Source organism: Nocardia vulneris (assembly GCF_001613425.1).
Taxonomy (GTDB): Bacteria; Actinomycetota; Actinomycetes; order Mycobacteriales; family Mycobacteriaceae; genus Nocardia; species Nocardia vulneris.
The window spans coordinates 1-21,568 of record NZ_BDCI01000015.1 but is presented as its reverse complement, the minus strand read 5'-3'; the positions used below and the strand labels follow the sequence as shown (position 1 = coordinate 21,568).

General features: G+C 68.6%; 21 protein-coding genes, 1 pseudogene and 1 riboswitch. Of the genes and pseudogenes, 6 read left to right on the top strand and 16 right to left on the bottom strand.

Going from position 1 to position 21,568, the window contains the following annotated elements; genetic code table 11:
- Positions 1-96: 96 nt before the first annotated feature.
- Positions 97-324: a helix-hairpin-helix domain-containing protein gene (locus tag NVU01S_RS16405; RefSeq protein WP_043676602.1), complete on the top strand. Its 228-nt coding sequence runs from the start codon at positions 97-99 to the stop codon at positions 322-324.
- A 25-nt stretch (positions 325-349) separates the two neighbouring features.
- On the opposite strand, the gene NVU01S_RS16400 is transcribed toward NVU01S_RS16405, so the two are convergent.
- Positions 350-1,438 (bottom strand): winged helix DNA-binding domain-containing protein, encoded by a 1,089-nt coding sequence (locus NVU01S_RS16400; protein ID WP_043676509.1) that lies wholly within the window; start codon positions 1,436-1,438, stop codon positions 350-352.
- Positions 1,439-1,512: 74 nt separating this feature from the next.
- Between NVU01S_RS16400 and NVU01S_RS16395 the strand changes: the two genes are divergently transcribed.
- Positions 1,513-1,800 carry a hypothetical protein gene (locus NVU01S_RS16395; RefSeq protein WP_063776014.1) on the top strand — a complete coding sequence of 96 codons (288 nt, stop codon included), beginning with the start codon at positions 1,513-1,515 and terminating at the stop codon, positions 1,798-1,800.
- Positions 1,801-1,840: 40 nt separating this feature from the next.
- Here NVU01S_RS16395 and NVU01S_RS16390 read toward each other — a convergent pair whose 3' ends face one another.
- The 8 genes from NVU01S_RS16390 to NVU01S_RS16355 form a co-directional block, all read right to left on the bottom strand.
- Positions 1,841-2,272 carry a carboxymuconolactone decarboxylase family protein gene (locus NVU01S_RS16390; protein ID WP_014987099.1) on the bottom strand — a complete coding sequence of 144 codons (432 nt, stop codon included), beginning with the start codon at positions 2,270-2,272 and terminating at the stop codon, positions 1,841-1,843.
- 112 nt (positions 2,273-2,384) lie between these two features.
- On the bottom strand, positions 2,385-3,446 hold the full coding sequence (locus NVU01S_RS16385; RefSeq protein ID WP_052280988.1) for a PHP domain-containing protein: 1,062 nt from the start codon (positions 3,444-3,446) through the stop codon (positions 2,385-2,387).
- Positions 3,447-3,451: 5 nt separating this feature from the next.
- Positions 3,452-4,033 carry a dihydrofolate reductase family protein gene (locus NVU01S_RS16380; protein ID WP_014987102.1) on the bottom strand — a complete coding sequence of 194 codons (582 nt, stop codon included), beginning with the start codon at positions 4,031-4,033 and terminating at the stop codon, positions 3,452-3,454.
- Between the two features lie 60 nt (positions 4,034-4,093).
- The gene (mutM, locus tag NVU01S_RS16375) at positions 4,094-4,954 is read right to left on the bottom strand and encodes a bifunctional DNA-formamidopyrimidine glycosylase/DNA-(apurinic or apyrimidinic site) lyase (protein ID WP_043676506.1); all 861 of its coding nucleotides are present in this window, start codon (positions 4,952-4,954) and stop codon (positions 4,094-4,096) included.
- Positions 4,955-4,956: 2 nt separating this feature from the next.
- Complete coding sequence (gene rnc, locus NVU01S_RS16370; protein WP_043676504.1) at positions 4,957-5,670, bottom strand: ribonuclease III; 714 nt, start codon at positions 5,668-5,670, stop codon at positions 4,957-4,959.
- Between the two features lie 22 nt (positions 5,671-5,692).
- Positions 5,693-5,875 (bottom strand): 50S ribosomal protein L32, encoded by a 183-nt coding sequence (rpmF, locus tag NVU01S_RS16365; protein WP_014987105.1) that lies wholly within the window; start codon positions 5,873-5,875, stop codon positions 5,693-5,695.
- A 2-nt stretch (positions 5,876-5,877) separates the two neighbouring features.
- Positions 5,878-6,546: a YceD family protein gene (locus NVU01S_RS16360; protein WP_043676502.1), complete on the bottom strand. Its 669-nt coding sequence runs from the start codon at positions 6,544-6,546 to the stop codon at positions 5,878-5,880.
- 103 nt (positions 6,547-6,649) lie between these two features.
- A complete protein-coding gene (locus NVU01S_RS16355) occupies positions 6,650-7,396 on the bottom strand; it encodes a DivIVA domain-containing protein (RefSeq protein WP_042254125.1) in 747 nt (248 codons plus the stop codon).
- A 363-nt stretch (positions 7,397-7,759) separates the two neighbouring features.
- On the opposite strand from NVU01S_RS16355, the gene NVU01S_RS16350 reads away from it, so the two are divergent.
- Entirely contained in the window at positions 7,760-8,278 is a 519-nt protein-coding gene (locus NVU01S_RS16350; RefSeq protein WP_014987108.1) for a GtrA family protein, read from the top strand.
- Positions 8,279-8,333: 55 nt separating this feature from the next.
- On the opposite strand, the gene NVU01S_RS16345 is transcribed toward NVU01S_RS16350, so the two are convergent.
- The 4 genes from NVU01S_RS16345 to NVU01S_RS16330 form a co-directional block, all read right to left on the bottom strand.
- Entirely contained in the window at positions 8,334-8,771 is a 438-nt protein-coding gene (locus NVU01S_RS16345) for a hypothetical protein (RefSeq protein ID WP_156161767.1), read from the bottom strand.
- Between the two features lie 56 nt (positions 8,772-8,827).
- Positions 8,828-9,313 (bottom strand): pantetheine-phosphate adenylyltransferase, encoded by a 486-nt coding sequence (coaD, locus tag NVU01S_RS16340; RefSeq protein ID WP_042254122.1) that lies wholly within the window; start codon positions 9,311-9,313, stop codon positions 8,828-8,830.
- A gap of 62 nt (positions 9,314-9,375) precedes the next feature.
- Positions 9,376-9,927 carry a 16S rRNA (guanine(966)-N(2))-methyltransferase RsmD gene (rsmD, locus tag NVU01S_RS16335; RefSeq protein WP_043676498.1) on the bottom strand — a complete coding sequence of 184 codons (552 nt, stop codon included), beginning with the start codon at positions 9,925-9,927 and terminating at the stop codon, positions 9,376-9,378.
- Positions 9,924-13,328: a pyruvate carboxylase gene (locus NVU01S_RS16330; RefSeq protein WP_043676496.1), complete on the bottom strand. Its 3,405-nt coding sequence runs from the start codon at positions 13,326-13,328 to the stop codon at positions 9,924-9,926. The genes rsmD and NVU01S_RS16330 overlap by 4 nt, the downstream gene beginning before the upstream one ends.
- A gap of 235 nt (positions 13,329-13,563) precedes the next feature.
- Positions 13,564-13,771, top strand: a riboswitch (cobalamin riboswitch).
- 149 nt (positions 13,772-13,920) lie between these two features.
- Here NVU01S_RS16330 and metE point away from each other — a divergent pair.
- Positions 13,921-16,188, top strand: a complete 2,268-nt coding sequence (gene metE, locus NVU01S_RS16325; RefSeq protein ID WP_373864205.1) for a 5-methyltetrahydropteroyltriglutamate--homocysteine S-methyltransferase — start codon at positions 13,921-13,923, stop codon at positions 16,186-16,188.
- 79 nt (positions 16,189-16,267) lie between these two features.
- Here metE and NVU01S_RS16320 read toward each other — a convergent pair whose 3' ends face one another.
- Positions 16,268-16,639 (bottom strand): nuclear transport factor 2 family protein, encoded by a 372-nt coding sequence (locus NVU01S_RS16320; protein ID WP_029892999.1) that lies wholly within the window; start codon positions 16,637-16,639, stop codon positions 16,268-16,270.
- Positions 16,640-16,798: 159 nt separating this feature from the next.
- Here NVU01S_RS16320 and NVU01S_RS42475 point away from each other — a divergent pair, with 159 nt between their 5' ends.
- Both NVU01S_RS42475 and NVU01S_RS16315 read left to right on the top strand, forming a co-directional pair.
- Positions 16,799-16,975: a DUF1737 domain-containing protein gene (locus tag NVU01S_RS42475; protein ID WP_082032240.1), complete on the top strand. Its 177-nt coding sequence runs from the start codon at positions 16,799-16,801 to the stop codon at positions 16,973-16,975.
- A gap of 119 nt (positions 16,976-17,094) precedes the next feature.
- Entirely contained in the window at positions 17,095-18,516 is a 1,422-nt protein-coding gene (locus NVU01S_RS16315; protein ID WP_043676596.1) for a short-chain fatty acyl-CoA regulator family protein, read from the top strand.
- A 10-nt stretch (positions 18,517-18,526) separates the two neighbouring features.
- Here the strand turns inward: NVU01S_RS16315 and recG are convergent, their stop codons facing one another.
- On the bottom strand, positions 18,527-20,812 hold the full coding sequence (gene recG, locus NVU01S_RS16310) for an ATP-dependent DNA helicase RecG (protein ID WP_043676493.1): 2,286 nt from the start codon (positions 20,810-20,812) through the stop codon (positions 18,527-18,529).
- Positions 20,813-21,568: pseudogene (locus NVU01S_RS16305) on the bottom strand (DAK2 domain-containing protein); the annotation flags it as partial.

Below are 21,568 nucleotides of genomic sequence, written 5' to 3'. Positions count from 1 at the left end.
TCAGACTTTCGTCACGCGTCGATCGCCCGGCACCGTGTCGGCGGGTGTTGCTACCGTGCGCCTATCCGAGGAATGCCCAACGCACGGGAGGTCGTGATGACGGAGCAAGCGTCGGCGGCAGAGTTTCCGCACCGGATGGGCAAGGTCGCCAACCGCGAGCTGGCCGCACACGGATACACCCGCTACGACCAGCTCACCGTGGTGACGGCGAAGGAACTGCTGCGCATCCACGGCGTCGGCCCGAAGGCGATCCGGATCCTCGAGGAGGAACTCGCCTTGCGCGGCCTGCACTTCGCCGACCGGGCCGCGCCTTTGCCCGAGTAGTCCCACCCGGCTCCCGCACCCCGGGTCAACCCTCGATGATGATCTTTCCGTCCTGACCGGAGGCGACGAATCCGAGCAGGCGCTCGGCCTCGGCGCGCAGGGCGGACTCGTCGGCCGCGGACAGGGGATGCCAGGGCGTGACCCGAATGGTGCTGTCCTCCAACGCCCATCGGCCGTGCACGAACCCGTCGACCAGGTACATCGGTACCCCGCCCGAGGCCTCCTTGGCGATCCGTTGCCGATCCTCCTCGCTGATGATCCGGCGCCGGTCCTTGTGCCCGAGCAGCGCGTTGTCGAAAGCGGGCAGGAAGCGCACTGGCATCGGCAGGCCCGGATCGGCCAGCGGTGCGTCGGGCAGGTCGAAGAGCACCCGGTGCTGGTCGTCGGTGAAAACCCGCAGGCTCGAACGCATCTCGTCCACCACCTCGGCAAGCTTGGTCACCCCCGCCCACGCCTGCATATCGGCCACCGTGGCGGGACCGAACGCCGCCAGGTACCGCAGGATCAAGGTCTGCGCGTGCGGCTCGGTCGCCATCGGCACACCGATCCACTCGTCGGCGAGCGCGACCGTCACCGACCGGTTGCGCCATTTGCCCCAGGCCCCGGTCACCGGGCTGTGCGCCATCGGCACCAGCAGTTCCGCCGCCTCGGCGAGCCTGCGCGCGTGCCGATCCGGGAAGCGTTCGGCGAGCAGGCGACCCAACTCGGTGCGCGACAGGATCTGGCCGGACAGCAATTCCCTTCCCGCGACGGCTAGTTCGGCGAGATCGATGCCCTCGATCTCGTCGCGGTAGTACGGCGCCTGCAACGCGGCGTGCACGATCGGGCGCACCGTGGGGCGCAGCCAGCGGAAGTCGTCCACGTCGGCCAGGTGCACGGTGCGGCGGATCATGGTGGACCGCACCAGTTTTCGTTCTCGCAGTAAGGCGGCCAGATCGTCGTGCCGGAATTCGGCGAGCCGGGACCACAGGCCCACATAGGGCCAATTGGGTTCTTGCCCTTGGACCGCGACCAGATGCCGGACGAGCTCCAACGGTGTCATCGCGACCCGCTGTGCCAGCATCTGACGCACCAGCAGGGTTCGGTTCAGCTCACGCAGCGATAGTTCCGTCATGCCTGCCATCTTCGCCGATGGCACCGACACATCGGGCCGATTCCGCGGGGCATACGTATACGTACAATGTGTTCATGTTCGATCCCATCACCCTGGCCGTCGGCGCCGGGATCGCCGGCCTCGGCTGGGCGATCGGGCGCTACGGCCACCGCGCGGCGTTCGGCAAGACGAAGAGCGCCGCGCAGTGCGGCTGCGGCCACGATCTCGCCGTGCACGATCCGAACGGTGAATGCCACACGGAGTTACGCCGTTCCGTCGCGCCTTCGGTGTGGGAGTGGGTGCAGTGCCCGTGCCGCCGCTACACCGGCCCGCTGCCGGTCGAGGACTACTTCTCCCGGCCGTTTCTGCCGCCGAAAGAGTGAGGCGTGCGTGGGCACCGGTCCGGTGCCCACGCGCGGCGCCTCAGCCGACCTCGGGCTGCATCCGCAGCGGGACCCCGATCCGGTTCCACAGGTTGATCATCGCGGTGACCGCGACCAGCCCGGCCCGCGCGCCCTCGTCGAAATGCTTCTCGACCTCGGCCCAGATCTCGTCGCTCACACCGTGTTCGCCGAGTTTCGTGACCGCCTCCGCGTAGGCGAGGGCGGCCCGCTCGGTGTCGTCGTAGAGCGCGGACTCGCGCCAGGCGTCGAGCTGGTAGATCCGCTTCTCGGTCTCCCCCGCCAGGCGCGCGTCGGTGGTGTGCAGGTCGATGCAGTACACGCAGCCGTTGATCTGGGACGCGCGAATCTTCACCAGCTCGCGCACCACCGGATTCAGCGGACCGCGCCGGATCGCCTTCTCCGCCTCGAACCACGCCTTGTAGTACTCGGGGGCGACCTCTGCGAGCTTCATCCGTGCCACGGTGAGTCCTTTCCTCGATGTCCTCGTACAACAGAGGGACGAGACAGCGGCCGCAAGTGTGACGCGCCCGCGCACAATTCACGATTCGGCCAAGCACTGGCCATCAAGCTTCGGCGGTCTGCGTCCAGGCGAGCAGGTCGGCCAGCGGCCAGGTGTTGATCACGCGGTCGGCCGGAACATCATTGGCTACCGCGCGTTCGCAGCCGTAGCCCTGCCAATCCAGCTGACCGGGCGCGTGCGCGTCGGTATCGATGGCGAACAGGCAGTCCATCTCGAGCGCCAGCCGCATCAAACGCGAAGGGGGATCCCGTCGTTCGGGCCTGCTGTTGATCTCGACGGCGGTGCCGAACGTGCGGCATGCCTCGAACACCACCTCGGCGTCGAAGCTCGACTCCGGCCGGGTGCCGCGACCACCCGTGACCAGCCTGCCCGTGCAGTGCCCGAGCACGTCCACGTTAGGGTTGGCGACCGCGTAGACCATCCGCTTGGTCATCGTCGCGCTGTCCGCGCGCAGGTGCGAATGCACGCTGGCCACCACGATATCGAGTTCGGCGAGCAGATCGGCCTGCTGATCCAGGGTGCCGTCGTCGAGGATGTCCACCTCGATGCCGGTCAGGATCCGGAACGGCGCCATCCGCTCGTTCAATTCGGCGACGACGTCCAACTGCTTGCGCAACCGGCTCGCGGACAAGCCGTTCGCCACGGTGAGCCGGGGCGAATGATCGGTCAGCGCGCAGTATTCGTGCCCGAGCGCCGCGGCGACGCCCATCATCTCCGCGATCGGGCTGCCACCGTCGGACCACTCCGAATGGGTGTGCAGATCGCCGCGCAGGCGGGTGCGCAGCGCCTTACCGGGCGCGCCGATCGGCTTCGCGGCGTTGCGCTGATCGATCAGGTACTGCGGCAGTACGCCGGCCGATGCCTGCTCGATCACCGCGGCGGTTTTCGGGCCGATCCCCGGGATCTCCCGCCAGCTGCGCGCTGCCTTGTGTGCCGCGCGTTCGGCCGCGGACAGTCCCGCCACGATATCGGCGGCCTTGCGGTAGGCCTTCACCCGATAGGTCTCGGCTCGCGCACGTTCCAGCCAGAAGCCGATCTCGCGCAGCACCTCGACCGGGCCCGGCGTCGCCGCCGGGCCGGTCGCGCTCGAATCGTCTTCCGCCACCGCGGTTAACGAATCCTGCTGTACTTCATGAACGCCACTCCGTCCTCGAAGACGCGGCTGGTGATCACCCGGAACCGGGCCGCGTCGGGCAGCCGTGGACCGGTGCCGAACAGCGACCGGCCGTGCCCGAGCAATACCGGGTACAGCTTGAGGAAGATCTGATCGATCTCCGGCAGCAACACCTGGGCGAGTTCACCGCCGCCACACAACCAGATGCCCAGTCCGGGTTCGCGCTTGAGTTCACGCACCTTCGCCAGCGGATCCGCGGCGATCAACTCGACGTCCGGGTCGGGATCCTCCGGCAGCGTCGTCGACACCACGTACTGCTTCAGATGCGAATACGGGCTCGACGTACCCGTGCGCACGCCGAAATCGTGCGTCTTGCGGCCCATCAGCACGGTGTCGAAATAGCGGTTGCGCTTATCGATGCCGAGCGACTCGCGCACCTTGGTCGGCAGCGTCTCGGGGTACTGCGCGGTGATCGCAGGGCCGTGGTCGCCGCCGACCGGGAAGAAATCGACCGACCCGTCATCGGTGGCGATGAATCCGTCGATGGTCGACGCTACGTAGTACGTGAGCTTGCGCATATGTCCTTCCTCCACGGCCCCGACACCCGGACCGCCTACAAGAAAGGTAGCTCGTGCTCCCTAACGAGGGCGAGGCTTCGTCTGGCACCGCGGGCAAGAATAGGAGGAACGATTCATGAATTTCTCCCGCTGGATCGCGGCTCCGCAGCGGCGGCACGGCTCGTCCTCGCGGCCGTACACGGCGAGGGAACGCTCGAAATAACCGGACTGGCCGTTGACGTTCACATACAGCGCGTCGAACGAGGTACCGCCCGCGGCGAGCGCCTCCCCCATCACCGCGCCGACATCGGCGAGCAGGCCACGCAGCACGGGGCGGGACAGGCCGGAAGCGAGGCGGGTGCCGTGCAGCTTTGCGCGCCACAGGGATTCGTCGGCGTAGATGTTGCCGATGCCGGAGATCACGCTCTGATCGAGCAGCACGCGTTTGATCTCGGTCTGTTTGGCGCGGATCGCGCGCACCACGGACTCGACGTCGAAGCGCGGGTCCAGCGGGTCACGGGCGATGTGCGCGACCGGTTCCGGCACCAGGGTGCCGTCCACCTCGACCAGCGGCGCGAGTGCCCAGCCGCCGAAGGTGCGCTGATCGACGAAACGCAATTGGGTGCCGTCGCTCAGGGTGGCCCGGATGTGCGCGTGCTTCTCCAGCGGCGCGTCGGCGGGTTGCACCAGCATCTGCCCGCTCATCCCCAGGTGCACGACCAGGGACGTGTCCGGCTCGTCGAAGGTGAGCCACAGGAATTTGCCCCGCCGCTCGGCGGACTGGACCTTCAGTCCGGCCAGCCGTGCGGCGAGATCGGCGGCGCCTTCGAGATGACGGCGCACCGAGCGGGGATGGGTGATCGCGACCGAGTCGATGACCCGGCCGACCACGTGTTCGGCGATACCGCGCCGGACGACCTCGACCTCGGGAAGTTCGGGCACGATCAGGCTTCGGCGGTCAGCGCCTGGTAGGCGGTGCCCGCGGCCTTCTGCTCGGCTTCCTTCTTCGATCGGCCGACGCCCTGGCCGTAGGCCTGGCCGCCGATCATCGTGGTCGCGGTGAATTCCTTGTCGTGATCGGGACCGGTCGAGGTGATCTCGTAGCTGGGCACGCCGAGGCCGCGCTCCGCGGTGAGCTCCTGCAGGCTCGTCTTCCAGTCCAGCCCGGCTCCCATGCGGGGACCGCGCTCGAGCAGGTCGGCGAACAGGCGCAACACCACCGCGCGCGCGACGTCGATGCCGTGCTCCAGGTGCACCGCACCGAGCAGCGACTCCATACCGTCGGCGAGGATGCTCGGCTTGTCCCGGCCGCCGGTGAGCTCTTCGCCCTTGCCGAGCAGCAGGTGCGCGCCGAGACCGCCCGCGCCGAGCTGACGAGCCACCTCGGCGAGCGCGTGCATGTTCACCACGCTCGCGCGCAGCTTCGCCAGCTCACCTTCGGACTTGTCCGGGTGCTCGCGATACAGCCGCTCGGTGATACTCAGTCCGAGGACGGAATCGCCGAGGAACTCCAGGCGCTCGTTGGTCGGCAGCCCGCCGTTCTCGTATGCGTAGGACCGGTGCGTCAGCGCCAGGCGCAGCAACTCCGGCTGCACCTCGACGCCGAGCGCCGCGAGCAGGCTCGCGTGTGCACCGGACGAGTCTGGTTCAACAGTCACGTCGATACGACAGGTCGAACTGTCAGACAGCAGCGGTGACCTGGCGACCCTTGTAGGTGCCGCAGGACGGGCACGCGATGTGCGGCAGGGTCTTCTCACCGCAGGCGCGGTTCGGGCAGGTGATCAGGGTCGGCGCGGTGGCCTTCCACTGGCTGCGCCGCGACCTGGTGTTGGAACGGGACATCCGGCGCTTGGGAACGGCCACGACTACTTCTCCTCTGTCCTATTGCTTGCCATATCGGCTGAGTGGTCTGTTGCTGTGGCCGCACCCGGTTCGGGGCTGCCGTTGCCGGGCGATTCGGTGGCGAACTTCGCCAGCCCGGCCCAGCGAGGGTCAAGTATCTCATGCGAGTGCGCAGAACCCGCAATCGCCATCCGTACGCCACATTCCGCGCACAGTCCGGCACAGTCCGGGGTGCACAGCGGCTGCAGCGGCAGTTCCAGTCCGATCGCGTCGATGACCACCGGTTCGAGGTCGATGGTGTCGTCCACCATGCGGTAGACCTCGTCGTCGTCGGTGGTCTGCTCGGTGGTGCTGTCCGGGTAGGCGAACAGCTCGGTGAGGTGCAGATCGATCCCATCGGTGAACGGTTCGAGGCAGCGCGAGCACTCGCCTTCGATGGGCGCGTGCACGGTTCCGGTGACCAGCACACCCTCGGACACCGCCTGCAACTGCAGGTCGAACTCGACCTGCGCGCCCACCGGGACGCCGACCAGGTCGAGGCCGATCCGCGCGGTGGTATCGAAAGTGCGCTGCAGTTCACGCATCGTCCCCGGCCGGCGGCCGAGGCTGCGCACGTCCAGCACGAAAGCCGCGTCCGGCTCCCGGCGCGAGGCCGAGCGCGGACGCGAGGCAGAACCGGAACCGGCGGGCATCACGAACTCACTTCACAATCGGGGGGAATGGGCAACCACTCAACGGTACGCGAGCAGTGGCGTCCGCCCAAATCGGCGCAGGTCGACTCCGGCGCTGCCTGCGCTAGCGGCGATATTCGCCGGCGTAGTCGGGGGCGCCCGCGCCGGAGCGCAGCTGATGCCGGCCGCGGCCGACCGTGCGCAAGGTATTGGACAGCGTTTCCTCGAAGTCGGCGAGTTTCGAGTCGACGTAGTGGTCGCATTCCTCGCGCATCGCGTCCGCGTCGGCGTGCGCCGCGTCGATCACCCGCGCGGATTCGGCGTGCGCGGCCCGCACCACCTCGGTCTGCGAGACGAGCCGGTCCCGCTCCGCTTCGCCGTCGGCCACCGAGCGGTCGTAGGAAGCCTTGCCCGCCTCGATCATTCGCTCGGACTCCACCCGGGCCCGGTTGGTGACGGCCTCGAATTCGGCGTTGCCGTCGGCGATCACGCGATCGGCCTCGGCCTGCGCGGTGTTGACCAGATGGTCGGCGTGCGCGCTGGCCTCGGCCACCATCCGGTCGGCGTGCGCCTTGGCGTCGGCGAGGATGCGGTCGGCCTCTTCCCGAGCCGAGCCGATCGTGTGCGCGGCCTGCTCGTTGGCACTGGTCACCGTCACGTCGGCGGCCGAGCGGGCGTCGGACACGATCTTGTCTCGGATGTCGAGCACATCCTGGGCGTCGTCCAGCTCGCCCGGCAACGCGTCGCGCACGTCGTCGAGCAGTTCGAGCACGTCGCCGCGCGGCACGATGCAGCTGCGGGTCGGCGGGATGCCACGCGCCTCCTCGACGATGGCGACCAGCTCGTCGAGTGCTTCGAATACGCGGTACATGCTGACTACCCCACTCTCCTACGACTCACGGCGAACTCTCCGCCGAGCCCCAGTGTGCCCCTCGTCACGGCTTGTGCCGAGTCACCCTCCGGTGTGTCGTGCCAGTGTCTCGTACGCCACACAAATCAAGTGGAGGATAAGCCTCCACTTCGTGGTACCTTCGATAGGAAGATCGACAAGGTCTTCGGCTTAGCGCGCAGTCCCCACCGGGACCTGCGGGATTGAGGAAGCCAGAGAGTAAGGGCCGCACCGGTCCGCCCGTTGTCGACAGGTTTTGTGCGAAACCTGCCGAGAGCCCGGCGGGAAGGAAGCGATCACCGTCGCTGTTGTCCCACTCGAAGGCCCTGTTCGATCGGAAAGACCATGACAGTTCTGGATCTGGAGCGACCGGCGGGAGCAAACGCGACCAGCTTGTTCCTGCCGTGGGTCGGCCCGTACCCGGTGCTACCCGCAGCACCCGTCGCGGCGCGATTCGAGCAGCTGATCACCTACCTGCGCGGCGACCGCGCGTTCGCCCAGCTCATCCGCTTCGCCCTGGTCGGTGGCTCCAGCAATATCGCCTACGTCCTGCTGTTCTTCGCGATGCACGGCATCGGTCCGCTGATCGCCAACGTGGTCGGCTCGATCGTCAGCACCGTTATCGCCAACGAACTGCATCGCCAGCTCACCTTCCACGCCCGCGGCCGCGTCGGCTGGTTCACCGCTCAGTGGGAAGGCGGCGGCTTGGCTCTCGTCGGCCTCGCCATCACCACCGCGGGCCTCGCCGCCCTCGACGTCTGGGCCCCCAGCATCGGCGGCCCCGCCGAGGCCACCGCCATCCTCGCCATCACCGCGGCAGTAGGCGGCATGCGCTTCCTGGCCCTACGCGGCCTGGTCTTCTGAACCCACCGCAGCCCGCGAATCAGCCCCGGCGCCGAACTCGGCCCGGGGCTGATTCCTATCCAGAGTCACGAAGGGCCTCGCGAACCGCCTCCGTTATCGACGCCAGGGCAGCCGTGATCTCGTCCGCGTCGTATCCGGTGCGATAGCGCGCCTCCTTGGGCCCCAACAGTTCCCAGGTAGCGGCAAGAAGAACCGGCCACAGCTCGAACACAGGCCGAGGAACATGCCGCACAACTTCGCCGTCCAACCTGAGCGCCCGCGCCAGCGCTTCGGCCTCGTCGACTGTTCGATCCCCCGCAACGATCCTGAACCGAGCCACCTCTCGTGGAATCGACTTCACAAGCTCATACAAGAGCGCATCGATTTCCCGAGTCCACCCTTGTCCGACCATCGCCGCCCGGTTCACGTCCCCCATCTGACGTGTCAGCTGCCCGATGATCTCGAAATCCGTCCCCACCATGACGAACTCGGCTCCAGCAGGATTCGGGCCCATTCGGTCTCCGTCCGTATCAGCGCGGTGACTTTGTGCGACGGAGGCGGCGGGTTCGGTCAGCTCTTGCGGTCGGCGAGGCGGGCCAGGAGGCGTTTGTGGACCGAGGGGGGGAGCATGTCTACTACGTCGCCGCCGAAGGCTGCTACTTCTTTGACGAGGGAGCTGGAGAGGTAGCCGAAGGCGGGGTTGGTGGCGATGAAGAAGGTTTCTACGCCGGAGAGTTTTTTGTTCATCTGCGCCATTTGCAGTTCGTAACCGAAGTCGGTCGCGTCGCGCAGGCCCTTCACGATCGCGGTGACGTTCTGCTCCTTGGCGAAATCGACCAGCAGCCCGTACCAGGACTCCACCCGGACGTTGGGCAGGTGCGCGGTCGACTCGCGCAGCATCTCCATGCGCTCGTCGACGCTGAACATGCCCTGCTTGTTCTTGTTGATCATGACGGTGACAACGACCTCGTCGAACTGGGCCGCGGCCCGGGTGAAGACGTCGATGTGTCCGTTGGTCACGGGGTCGAAGGACCCGGGGCACAGTGCTCCAGCCATGGTCAGACGCTATCGTGTCGACCCGCCCCACACCACAGTGGGTGCGCCAGGCCACACCGGGACTATTCGAACGTCGCCAGCTCGATCCGCGTTTCCCCGTATTTGCGCGGCTTCAGCGCGGAATACCCTGCGGGCCAGACGATCTCCGGTGACCGGATGGATCGCTCCACCACCACCAAGGCGCCCGGGCGCAGCCAGCCGCGGGTCAGCGCGCGCAGATCCGCGAGCACCGCGTCGGTCTCGACCGCGTACGGCGGATCGGAGAGCACCAGGTCGAATTCGCCCGCACCGCCCAGCGCCAGCACCGACGAAACCGTGCCGAGTCGCAGTTCCGCCCCGGGCAGCCCGAGGTCGGCGATGTTGCCGCGCACGATCGCCGCGGCCTTGCGATCGGATTCGACCAGCAGCGCGTGCGCGGCACCGCGCGAGAGCGCCTCCAACCCGAGCGCGCCCGACCCCGCGTACAGGTCGAGCACTCGGATGCCGTCGAAGTCGATCCGGGCGTCGAGCGCGCTGAACAGCGCCTCGCGCACCCGGTCCGAGGTCGGGCGGGTACCAGCGGGCGGCACCCGCAAGCGCCGCCCGCCAGCCGTCCCGGCGACGATCCGCGTCATTCGGCCGCAGACTCGCGCAACGCCAACTCGATCAACAGATCACCACCCTCGACCTGCTGCACCTGCCCGATCGCGACCCGGCCGACGGTGCCCGCGCGCGGCGCGGTGATCGCCGCCTCCATCTTCATCGCCTCGATGGTGCCGATGGTGTCGCCGGCCGCGATCGAATCGCCTTCGGACACAGCCAATGTCACGACACCGGCGAACGGGGCGGCGATGTGGCTCGCATTGCCCTTGTCCGCCTTCTCCGCGGCCGGGATCTCGCTGGCGATGGCCCGGTCCCGGACCGCGACCGGGCGCAGCTGCCCGTTGAGGATGCACATGACCGTGCGCATGCCGCGCTCGTCGGGTTCGGAGATGGCTTCGAGGCCGATCAGCAGCGTGACGCCCTTCTCCAACTGCACGCGGTGTTCCTCACCGTGGCGCAGACCGTAGAAGAACTGGTTCGCCGACAGCCCCATGGTGTCGCCGTACTTCTCCCGGTGCGCGAGGAATTCCGCGGTGGGCGCGGGGAACAGCAGCCGGTTGAGGGTGGCCCGGCGCTCCTCGGAGGTGCCCGCCAGTCCGGCCTCGTCCGCCGCGGTGAGTGGGGTTTCGGGCTTGGCCGGGCCGCGGCCCTCCAGCGCGCGGCTACGGAACGGTTCCGGCCAGCCACCCGCCGGGGTGCCGAGTTCGCCACGCAGGAAACCGATCACGGAATCGGGGATATCGAAGCGACCGGGGTCGGCGGCGAAATCCTCGATGTCCACGCCGGTGCCGACCAGGGACAGGGCCAGGTCGCCGACCACCTTCGACGACGGCGTCACCTTCACCAAACGGCCCAGCAGCCGGTCGGCCGCAGCGTATTTGGCTTCCACTTCTTCGAACCGGTCGCCGAGGCCGAGCGCGATGGCCTGCTGACGCAGGTTCGACAGCTGACCGCCGGGGATCTCGTGGGTGTACACCCGGCCGGTCGGGGCCGGCAGCCCGGATTCGAACGGCGCGTACACCTTTCGCAGCGCCTCCCAGTACGGCTCGAGGTCGCACACGTTCTGCAGGTTCAGCCCGGTGTCGTGCGCGCTGTGCGCCGCGGCCGCGACGATCGCGGAAAGCGCGGGCTGACTGGTGGTTCCGGCCATCGCGGCGCTGGCGCCGTCGACCGCGTCGGCGCCGGCCTGCCAGGCGGCGAGGTAGGTGGCCAGCTGACCGCCGGGGGTGTCGTGCGTGTGCACGTGCACCGGCAGATCGAAGTTGCTCCGCAGCGCCTTGACCAAGGTCGCCGCGGCAGGAGCGCGCAGCAGTCCGGCCATGTCCTTGATCGCGAGTACGTGCGCGCCCGCGTCCACGATCTGCTCGGCCAGCTTCAGGTAATAGTCCAGGGTGTACAGGGTTTCGTCCGGGTTGGACAGATCACCGGTGTAGCTGAGCGCGACTTCGGCGACGGCCGTACCGGTTTCGCGCACCGCGTCGATGGCCGGGCGCATCTGGTCGACGTTGTTGAGCGCGTCGAAGATGCGGAAGATGTCGATGCCGGTCGCGGTCGCCTCGGCGACGAACGAGCGGGTCACCTGCTCCGGGTAGGGCGTGTAGCCGACCGTGTTGCGCCCGCGCAGCAGCATCTGCAGGCAGATATTGGGCACCGCTTCGCGCAGCAGGGCCAGGCGCTCCCACGGGTCCTCGTACAGGAACCGCAGCGCCACATCGTAAGTCGCGCCGCCCCACGCCTCGATGGACAGCAGCTCCGGCGTCAACCGCGCGACATGCCCGGCGACGCCGAGCAAGCCGTTGGTGCGTACCCGGGTGGCGAGCAGGGACTGATGCGCGTCCCGGAAGGTCGTGTCGGTGACGCCGACCGCCGCCTGCGCGCGCAGATCCCGCGCGAAACCCTCAGGGCCCAAACGCAACAGCCGCTGCCGCGAGCCGTCCGGCGGCGGCACGGACAGATCGATGGCGGGCAGCTTGTCGTGCGGGTAGACCGTCGTCGGCCGTTCACCGTGCGGCTTGTTCACGGTGATGTCGGCCAGATAGTTCAGGATCTTGGTGCCGCGGTCGGCCGAGCCGCGCAGCGTCAGCAGTTGCGGCCGCTCATCGATGAACGAGGTGGTGACCCGGCCCGCCTTGAAGTCCGGATCGTCGAGCACCGCCTGCAGGAACGGAATGTTGGTGGTGACGCCGCGGATGCGGAACTCGGCCAGCGCCCGCCCGGCCCGCGCGACCGCGGCCGGGAAATCGCGACCGCGGCAGGTGAGCTTCACCAGCATCGAGTCGAAGTAGGCACCGATCTCCGCGCCGAGGTTCGCGCCGCCGTCGAGCCGGATGCCCGCGCCGCCCGGCGTGCGGTACGCGGTGATGCGCCCGGTGTCCGGGCGGAAGCCGTTGGCCGGGTCCTCGGTGGTGATCCGGCACTGCAGCGCCGCGCCGCGGATGGTGACCTTGTCCTGACTCAGGCCGAGATCCGCGAGTGTCTCGCCCGCCGCGATGCGCAGCTGCGACTGCACCAGGTCGACGTCGGTGATCTCCTCGGTCACCGTGTGCTCGACCTGGATGCGCGGGTTCATCTCGATGAAGACGTGGTTGCCTCGCTCGTCGAGCAGGAACTCCACCGTGCCCGCGCAGCTGTAGCCGATCTCCTTCGCGAAAGCCACCGCGTCGGCGCAGATGCGGTCGCGCAGCGCGGGATCCAGGTTCGGGGCCGGTGCGAGCTCGATCACCTTCTGGTGCCTGCGCTGCACCGAACAGTCGCGTTCGAACAGGTGCATCACGTTGCCGTGCTGGTCGGCCAGGATCTGCACCTCGATGTGGCGGGGGTTCACCACCGCCTGCTCGAGGAACACCGTCGGGTCGCCGAAGGCCGATTCGGCCTCGCGCGAGGCGGCCTCGATCGACTCACGCAGCAGCGCGGGCTCGGCGACCCGGCGCATGCCGCGCCCGCCACCACCGGCGACCGCCTTGACGAAGATCGGGTACTCCAGCTCCTGCGCGGCGGCGAGCAGTTCGTCCACGTCCGCACTCGGCGCGCTGGAGCGCAGCACCGGCAGGCCCGCGGCCTTGGCGGCGGCGATGGCGCGCGCCTTGTTACCCGCGAGCTCGAGCACCTCCGCGGAGGGGCCGATGAAGGTGATGCCCTCGCGGGCGCAGGCCGCCGCGAGGTCCGGGTTCTCGGACAGGAAGCCGTAGCCGGGGTACACCGCGTCGGCGCCCGCCGACTTCGCCGCGTCGATGATCGCGTCGATCGAGAGATAGGCCCGGACCGGGTGCCCTTGCTCACCGATCTGGTAGGACTCGGCCGCCTTCATCCGATGGACCGAGTTGCGGTCCTCGTACGGGAAGACGGCTACCGTCCCCACGCCGAGCTCGTAGGCCGCACGAAAGGCCCTGATGGCGATCTCGCCGCGGTTGGCGACCAAGACTTTGGTGAACATTGGCCTAAGGTACCCGGCTGCGCGCATCTCACAGACACTGATGCGGCCTTCGCAGGGATCTTCACAACGGCACCCGGCAACGCTGCGAAGTTGCGTTCATCGCACCGTCACAGACTCGGCGCACGCCGAGCTGTGCCCAGCAAGGGGTCCGGTGCCGCACACCACCGCGGACGCCCCGCCTATGCTGGTACGTGCAGCTGGTTCACCGATGCGCGCGAGATGGAGCCCCGCCGACGCGCACGGAGCCGAGTTCGGCCACCCGGAGACGGGCGGCCGGGCGAGAGGGAACCCGGTGGGAATCCGGGACTGTCCCGCAGCGGTAAACAGGAACGAATGCCGTCACAAGCACTGGGTACACCAACCCGGGAAGCGACGGTTAGTAGGTCGGCCGACAACGGCCGGTGCCTGTGAGTCCGAAGACCTGCCAGCCGTGCCGGATACGCCGTATCCGGCGACCACCGCCTCGTGGATTTGGGCGTGCGGTTGCACCAGTGCTGAAGTGTCGGGCTCCCATCGTGGTTCGCCGGCTCGTCAGCCGGTGGCCGCTCCGCCCGTATGGCGATGGTCCACGACTCAGCACTGGAGAGACATCGTGACTGTTGTACATCAGACACCGTTCACCGCAACGGTTCTCGGGCTACCACGGGTGGGGCCGCGACGTGAACTCAAGCGGGCCACCGAATCCTACTGGGCAGGCAAGATCGACGCCGAGCAGCTGCACGCCGTCGCGCGCGAGCTGCGGCACGCCCAGCTCGCCGAACTTCAAGCGGCAGGCCTGGATTCGATCCCCGTCGGCACCTTCTCGTATTACGACCAGGTGCTCGACACGGCCGTCCTGCTCGGCGCGCTGCCGCCGCGGGTCGCCGGCATCGCCGACCCGCTGGATCGGTACTTCGCGGCCGCGCGCGGCAACGAAACCATCGAACCCCTGGAGATGACCAAGTGGTTCGACACCAACTACCACTACCTGGTGCCGGAAATCGGCGCGGACACCGTGTTCTCGCTGCACCCGGAGAAGCTGCTGGCCGAGGTGCGCGAGGCACTGGACCTGGGCGTCGCGGCCCGGCCGGTGGTGATCGGTCCGGTCACCTTCCTGAAGCTGGCCAAGGCCACCGGCGGCGCGGCGCTGGACCGGCTCGCCGAACTCGTGCCGCTCTATCGCGACCTGCTCGCACAGCTCGCCGCGGCCGGCCTCGGCTGGGTGCAGCTCGATGAGCCGATCCTGGTCACCGATCTCAGCGCGGCCGAAATCGAGCTGGTGCGTAGCACTTACGCCGAACTCACCGCCGCGGCGGAGCGTCCCGCGATCCTGGTGGCGACCTACTTCGGTCATCCCGACGCCGCGCTGACCGCGCTCGCGAGCACCGACGTCGAGGGCATCGCGCTCGACTTCACCTCCGGCACCGACGTTTCCGACGTCGCGGCGGTGCCCGCGCTGGCGAGCAAGCTGCTGGTCGCGGGCGTGGTCGACGGGCGCAACGTGTGGCGCGCAGACCTCGACAAGTCGCTGGCCACCCTGGGCACCCTGCTGGGTTCGGCCGGGTCGGTGGCGGTTTCGACGTCGAGCTCGCTGCTGCACGTGCCCTACACCCTGGCCGTCGAGACCGGGCTGGACGACGCGCTGCGGTCGTGGCTGGCGTTCGGCACCGAGAAGGTCGCCGAGGTGCGGCTGCTCGCGACCGCCTTGACCCAGGGCCCGGAGGCGATCAGCGCCGAACTGGCCGACACCCGCGCGGCACTGGCCTCGCGGCACGCCGACCCGCGGCTGAACGACGCACAGGTCCGGGCCCGGCTGGCCGCGCTCGGCCCGGACGCCGTCACCCGCGCGCCCGCCGAGGAACGCCGTGTGCTGCAACAGGATCGGCTGCAGTTGCCGCCGCTGCCGACCACCACGATCGGCTCCTACCCGCAGACCTCGGCGATCCGGGTGGCCCGGGCCGAGCTGCGCAAGGGCGAGATCGATCAGGACGAGTACGTGCGCCGGATGCGGGCCGAAGTCGCCGATGTCATTGCGCTGCAAGAACAGCTGGGCTTGGACGTGCTGGTGCACGGCGAGCCGGAGCGCAACGACATGGTGCAGTACTTCGCCGAACAGCTCGACGGCTTCGCGGCCACCGAGCTGGGCTGGGTGCAGTCCTACGGCACCCGCTGCGTGCGGCCGCCGATCCTGTTCGGCGATGTGGCGCGCCGCACGCCGATGACCGTCGACTGGATCAGCTACGCGCAATCGCTCACCGACAAGCCGGTCAAGGGCATGCTCACCGGTCCGGTGACCATCCTGGCCTGGTCCTTCGTCCGGGACGACCAGCCGCTCGGGGATTCGGCGCGTCAGGTGGCGCTGGCCATCCGGGACGAGACGGTGGACCTGCAGAGTGCGGGCATCCGGATCATCCAGGTCGACGAGCCCGCACTGCGCGAACTGCTGCCGTTGCGCGAAACGGATCAGCAGGCCTACCTCGACTGGTCGGTGCAGTCGTTCCGGCTGGCGACCTCGGGCGTCTCCGACGCCACCCAGGTGCACACGCACCTGTGCTATTCGGAGTTCGGCGAGGTGATCGACGCGATCGCCGGATTGGACGCCGACGTGACCTCGATCGAGGCGGCACGCTCCCGGATGGAGGTGCTCGACGATCTCAACGCGGCGGGCTTCGATCTCGGGGTGGGCCCGGGTGTCTACGACATCCACTCGCCGCGGGTGCCCAGTGTCGAGGAGATCACCACCTCGTTGCGGGCCGCCCTGAAAGCCGTTCCCGCCGAGCGGCTCTGGGTCAACCCGGATTGCGGATTGAAGACCCGCGGCCAGGCCGAGGTGGCAGCGTCACTGCGCAATATGGTCGCCGCCGCGGCCGCGGTGCGCTGAGCACCGCGATCACGCGCTGAAAGCGCAGCGCCTCCTCCCGGTTCGGGGAGGAGGCGCTGTGCCTGGGCCGCTCGCCCGGTCAGAGGTCGAAGGCCTTGTTGATGGCGCCCATGTCGAAATAGTCGCGCCAGGCGGTGATCGCGCCGTCGGCTACCTCGAAGACGCCGGTCACCGGGAGCGGAATCGCTCGGTCGGCGGTGCGCAGGGTGTCGGTGCGCTCGTTCATGACCAGGTTGCCCGCCGCGACCTGGTGGTGGATATCGAAATCGACGCCCTGGAAGGTGGCCAGGAATCCGGCGAGGAAGTCGCGGATCGCGGCCCGGCCGACCACCGGCTCCATCGGAATGTTGTGGTAGACGGCGTCTTCGGCGAAGAAGGACGCGATGCGGTCCGGATCGGGGTCCGACCAGCTGCGGCACATGGCACGGACGAGTTCATCGGGGCTCGGCATCGACTTTGCTCACTTTCGTTCGAGAACGGCACGCGTCGCGCACCCCCGATTCAACCAAGCAAGTGCTCGGTTGGGAACCCCCGGGCCCACTGGCCGGGCACCAGTCTCGGTGTCGCACACGGATATCGACTTGTCCGTGGCACCGCCTAGGCTGACCGGATGACCGATCAACCCCTGCGCTACCGATTGATCACCGGCGTCGACGACGCGACGTTCTGCGAACGGATCAGCGCCCTGCTCGATCAGGGCTACCACCTGCACGGCTCACCCGCGGTGACCTTCAACGGCACCGACGTGATCGCGGCCCAAGCCCTGATCTGGGGTAGCGACCAGTAGCCTCTTCGCACGCTACGCAGCTGGCATCTCGGACAAAAACACCTCGCAGTGACATATTTTCGCAACGAACAAGCGTGGATATGCGATGTTTGCGAAGGCGTAGGGCTACCATCTTGCAGGTGCGGAAGATGTACGCCGGTGCGCGGCTGCGGCGGTTGCGCGAGGAACGCCGGCTCACCCAGGCGGCGCTCGCGAAATCGCTGGATCTCTCCCCCAGCTACCTCAACCAGCTCGAACGCGACCAGCGCCCGCTCACCATCCCGGTGCTGCTGAAACTCAACTCCACCTTCGACCTGGACGTGCAGTTCTTCGCCGCCGACTCCGACGCCCGGCTCGTCTCGGATCTGCACGAGGTGCTGATCGATGCCGCGGGCGGGCACACCGCGCCGCTCACCGAGGTGGAGGAGCTGGCGACCAGACAGCCCGACGTCGCGCGCATCGTCGTCGCGATGCACCGGCGGCTGCGCGCCGCCACCGACCAGCTGGACCTGCTCTCCGCGCGGGTGGACACCCCCGCCGGCACGCCCGGCGTGCCCATGCCCTACGAGGACGTGCGGGACTTCTTCTACGACCACCACAACCACATCCCGCAGCTGGACATCGCCGCCGAGCAGCTCTTCGAACAGTCCGGGCTGACCATCGGCTCGCTCGATCGCCAGCTCGCCCGGGTCGCCGAGGAACGCGCCGGGGTCACGGTGCTGGTCCGCGGCGACGGCGCCGATCCCACCATCCCGAAGCGCCACTACGATCCCGAGACCCGCACGCTGACCCTGGCGCGGCGCCTGCGCCCCGGCCAGCGCGCCTTCCAGATCGCGACCACCCTCGCCCTGCTGCTGTACGGCACCGAACTGGACGGGGTGCTCGCCGAAACCCCTTCGCTCACCGGCGAATCCCGCACGCTCGCGCGCATCGGACTGGCCAACTACTTCGCGGGCGCACTGGTGCTGCCCTACGGCCGCTTCCTGCGCTCGGCCGAGGAGCTGCACTACGACATCGACCTGCTCGGCCTGCGTTTCGAGGTCGGCTTCGAGACCATCTGCCACCGGCTCAGCACCCTGCAACGGCAGGGTCAGCGGGGCGTGCCGTTCTTCTTCGTCCGCACCGACCGGGCCGGCAATATCTCGAAACGACAGTCCGCCACCGCTTTTCACTTCTCCCGGGTCGGCGGTAGCTGCCCGCTGTGGGTGGTGCACGAGGCGTTCGCCTATCCGGGCCGCATCCTGACCCAGATCGCCGAGATGCCGGACGGCAGGCGGTATCTGTGGATCGCGCGCACCGCGATGACCGCGCCGCAGGGATTCGGTACCGCGACAAAGAATTTCGCGATCGGACTGGGCTGCGATATCGAATACGCCGACCGCCTGGTGTATTCGTCCGGACTGCAACTCGACGACCCGGCGACGGCGGTGCCGATCGGCGCGGGCTGCAAGGTGTGCGAACGCCCCGCCTGCGCCCAGCGCGCCTTCCCGAACATCGGCAGCCCGCTGGCCGTCGACGAGAACACCAGCACCGACCTCCCCTACCCCCGCATCGGGCAGTGACCTGGCCGGTTCACGACTTGGCCAGGTACTCCAGGCGTTCGGAGTCGACGGCCGCGTGCATCATGCCCGCCAGACCAGGATGCTTCCGCAGCCCGGGATCGGCTTCCACCACCTCGCGCGCGAGTTCCTGTGCGGCGGTGATGACTTCGAGATCGTCGAGCAGCGAGAGCAGTTTCAGGGAGCGGGCCGTCCCGGACTGGGCCGCGCCGAGCACATCGCCTTCGCGCCGGGTGCGCAGGTCGAGCACCGCGAGCTCGAAGCCGTCGGTGGTGCTCGCGACCGCGTCCAGCCGCGCCATCGCCGAGCCGCCCGGCGCGGAATCGGTGATCAGCAGGCACAACCCGGCATGCTTACCGCGACCGATACGGCCGCGCAGCTGATGTAGCTGACTGACGCCGAAACGGTCCGCGTCGACGATCACCATCACGGTCGCGTTCGGCACGTCGACGCCGACCTCGACGACCGTCGTGCAGACGAGCACATCGACCGAGCCGTCGTTGAAAGCACGCATCACCTGGTCTTTTTCGTCCGCGGGCAGCCTGCCGTGCAGCAGGCCGACCCGGACCCGGGACAGCGGCCCTGCCCGCAGCTGATCGAACACATCGAGCGCGGCCGCGGTGGTGGGGCCTTCCTTCTCGGCATCCTTGGCTTTGGCCTTGCCGTTCTTCGACTTACCGCCGGCCTCTTCGTCGTCGCCGATCCGCGAGCACACCACGTAGGCCTGCCGACCGGCGTCGACCTCCTCCAGGATCCGCTCCCACGCGCGGTCGACCCAGTTCGGATGTTGCCTGCGGGGTACGACTTTGGACGTGATCGGCGAGCGGCCGCGCGGCAGCTCGGTCAGCGTCGAGGTCTCCAGGTCACCGAGGGTGGTCATCGCGATGGTGCGCGGAATCGGCGTCGCGGTCATCACCAGCAGGTGCGGGCTGGCTCCGGCTTTCGCTTTGGCGCGCAACGCATCCCGCTGTTCGACGCCGAAGCGGTGCTGCTCGTCGACCACCACCATGCCCAGGTCGAAGAACTCGACGTTGTCCTGGATGAGCGCGTGCGTGCCGATCACGATGCCGGCCTCCCCGGTCACCGCCTCCAGCAGCGCCGCCTTCTTCGCCGAGGCCGACATCGAGCCGGTGACCAGCACCACCTTGGTCGCGTGCTCGGCCGCGCCGAGTTCGCCGCCGCTGCCGAGATCGCCGAGCATCCCGCGCATCGACCGATAATGCTGGGCGGCAAGGACTTCCGTCGGCGCGAGCAAGGCGCACTGCTGTCCCGCGTCGACGATCTGCAACATCGCGTTCAACGCGACGATCGTCTTACCGGAACCCACCTCGCCCTGCAGCAGCCGGTGCATCGGCTGGCTGCGGGACATGTCCGCGGAGATCTCCGCGATCACCTGCTGCTGACCGGCGGTCAGCTCGAAGGGCAGCCGGGTCTGGAACTCGGCGGCGATCCCGTCCGGTCGCGGCGGGCACGGGCGCGCGGACCGGCCGGACACCTCGTGCCTGCGCTCGGCCAGCACCAGCTGCAGCGCCAGCGCCTCGTCGAACCGCAGACGCTCTCTGGCCTGGTCGATATCGGTCTTGCGCTCCGGCAGGTGGATCAGGCGCAGGGCGTCGGAGATCTTCATCAGCGAACGATCGGCCCGGATGTCGTCGGGCACCGGATCGTCGATCGGGTCCAACTGGTCGAGCACCTGCCGGATACACGCGAGCACGTCCCAGCTCTGCACCTTCGCGGTGGCCGGATACACCGGGATGAACTCGCGCTCCATGAACGAGGTGTCCACGCCCTCGGCGCCTTTCGCGCTCTGTGCCAGCCCACGCAGATTGCCGCCGCCGCGCACGGTGGTGAGCGAGCCGACCTTCTCCTCGTCGTCGGCCTCGGGCAGGATGAGGTAGCCGGGGTGGCTCAGGTTCCACTGGCCGGGCCGCCAGTAGGTGACGGTGCCCGACATCATCGCCCTAAGGCCTTCTTTGACAACGTATTTAACCTTGTCACCGTTGAAGAAGGTGACGTCGACACCGCGACCGGTGCCGGAACCGGTGTCCAGCACCACCTTCAGCAGCGAACCGCGCCGGTTGCGCATCGGCCGCAGCTCGGCCTTGGTGATCCGGCCGATCACGGTGATGTGCGCGCCCTCCTCGGGCGCCTCCTCGGTGAGCGGTTGCCCCTGGGTGGCGTAGCGCAGCGGATAGTGCCGGAGCAGGTCCTCCACCGTGTGCATGTCGAAGGCGTCGACCAGGGAACCGGCCGCCTTCACGCCGAGGATATGGTCGAGCCGATCGCTCAGGGTCGCCATCTACTCCACTCCGATCTGCACCAGATCCCCGTGCTGCCCACCGGAATACACGGTGACCTCCACGCCGGGAAACCCCTCGCCGATATGTGCGGCCAGCGCGTCGGCGAGGCCGTCCGGCGCCGCCGCGCCCATGAGCAACGTGACCAGCTCGCCGCCGAAGGCGAGCATCCGGTCGAGCAGCGTCAGTCCGGCCGCCCGCACGTCGTGGTCGATCACGACGACATCGTGGCCGACCAGACCGAGTCCATCGCCCGCCTCGCAGGTGCCGACCATGGTGAGCGCCCGCTCCGCGGCAGCCCGCAGCGCACCCCAGCGCGTGGTCGCGGCCGCCTCCGACATGGCGAAGGCGTCGTCGACGGCGATCCGGCCGCGGTCGTGCACCGCCAGCGCCGCGAGCCCCTGCACCACCGACGCGCTCGGCAGCAGCAGCACGTCGCGGTGCGCGTCGCGGGCGGCAACACCGACCGCGACCAGGTCGTGCGCGGGCAGTGCGCCGTTGGGCAGCACCAGCACTTCCCGATTCGGCATCGCGCGGATCGCGTCGAGCAGGGCGGCCGCGGTCACCGGGCCGTCGCCGTCCAGCACCACCGCGCCCGCGTCCTCGAACAGGGCGGCCGCGCCGTCGCCCGCGGCCACCGCGAGGATGCCGCGATCGGTGGGCCCTTCAGGGACGGGCAGCTCGTCACCGGAGACGAGCTGTTCGGCGGCGTCGTGCAACGGCTCGTGCCGGGCCAGGGCGAAGCTCTCGATCCGGAT

Coding starts and splice junctions, on each gene's coding strand:
- NVU01S_RS16405 (WP_043676602.1), top strand. CDS start 97: ATGACGGAGCAAGCGTCGGCGGCAGAGTTTCCGCACCGGATGGGCAAG.
- NVU01S_RS16400 (WP_043676509.1), bottom strand. CDS start 1,438: ATGACGGAACTATCGCTGCGTGAGCTGAACCGAACCCTGCTGGTGCGT.
- NVU01S_RS16395 (WP_063776014.1), top strand. CDS start 1,513: ATGTTCGATCCCATCACCCTGGCCGTCGGCGCCGGGATCGCCGGCCTC.
- NVU01S_RS16390 (WP_014987099.1), bottom strand. CDS start 2,272: ATGAAGCTCGCAGAGGTCGCCCCCGAGTACTACAAGGCGTGGTTCGAG.
- NVU01S_RS16380 (WP_014987102.1), bottom strand. CDS start 4,033: ATGCGCAAGCTCACGTACTACGTAGCGTCGACCATCGACGGATTCATC.
- NVU01S_RS16360 (WP_043676502.1), bottom strand. CDS start 6,546: ATGCCCGCCGGTTCCGGTTCTGCCTCGCGTCCGCGCTCGGCCTCGCGC.
- NVU01S_RS16355 (WP_042254125.1), bottom strand. CDS start 7,396: ATGTACCGCGTATTCGAAGCACTCGACGAGCTGGTCGCCATCGTCGAG.
- NVU01S_RS16350 (WP_014987108.1), top strand. CDS start 7,760: ATGACAGTTCTGGATCTGGAGCGACCGGCGGGAGCAAACGCGACCAGC.
- NVU01S_RS16345 (WP_156161767.1), bottom strand. CDS start 8,771: ATGGGCCCGAATCCTGCTGGAGCCGAGTTCGTCATGGTGGGGACGGAT.
- coaD (WP_042254122.1), bottom strand. CDS start 9,313: ATGGCTGGAGCACTGTGCCCCGGGTCCTTCGACCCCGTGACCAACGGA.
- rsmD (WP_043676498.1), bottom strand. CDS start 9,927: ATGACGCGGATCGTCGCCGGGACGGCTGGCGGGCGGCGCTTGCGGGTG.
- NVU01S_RS16330 (WP_043676496.1), bottom strand. CDS start 13,328: ATGTTCACCAAAGTCTTGGTCGCCAACCGCGGCGAGATCGCCATCAGG.
- NVU01S_RS16320 (WP_029892999.1), bottom strand. CDS start 16,639: ATGCCGAGCCCCGATGAACTCGTCCGTGCCATGTGCCGCAGCTGGTCG.
- NVU01S_RS42475 (WP_082032240.1), top strand. CDS start 16,799: ATGACCGATCAACCCCTGCGCTACCGATTGATCACCGGCGTCGACGAC.
- recG (WP_043676493.1), bottom strand. CDS start 20,812: ATGGCGACCCTGAGCGATCGGCTCGACCATATCCTCGGCGTGAAGGCG.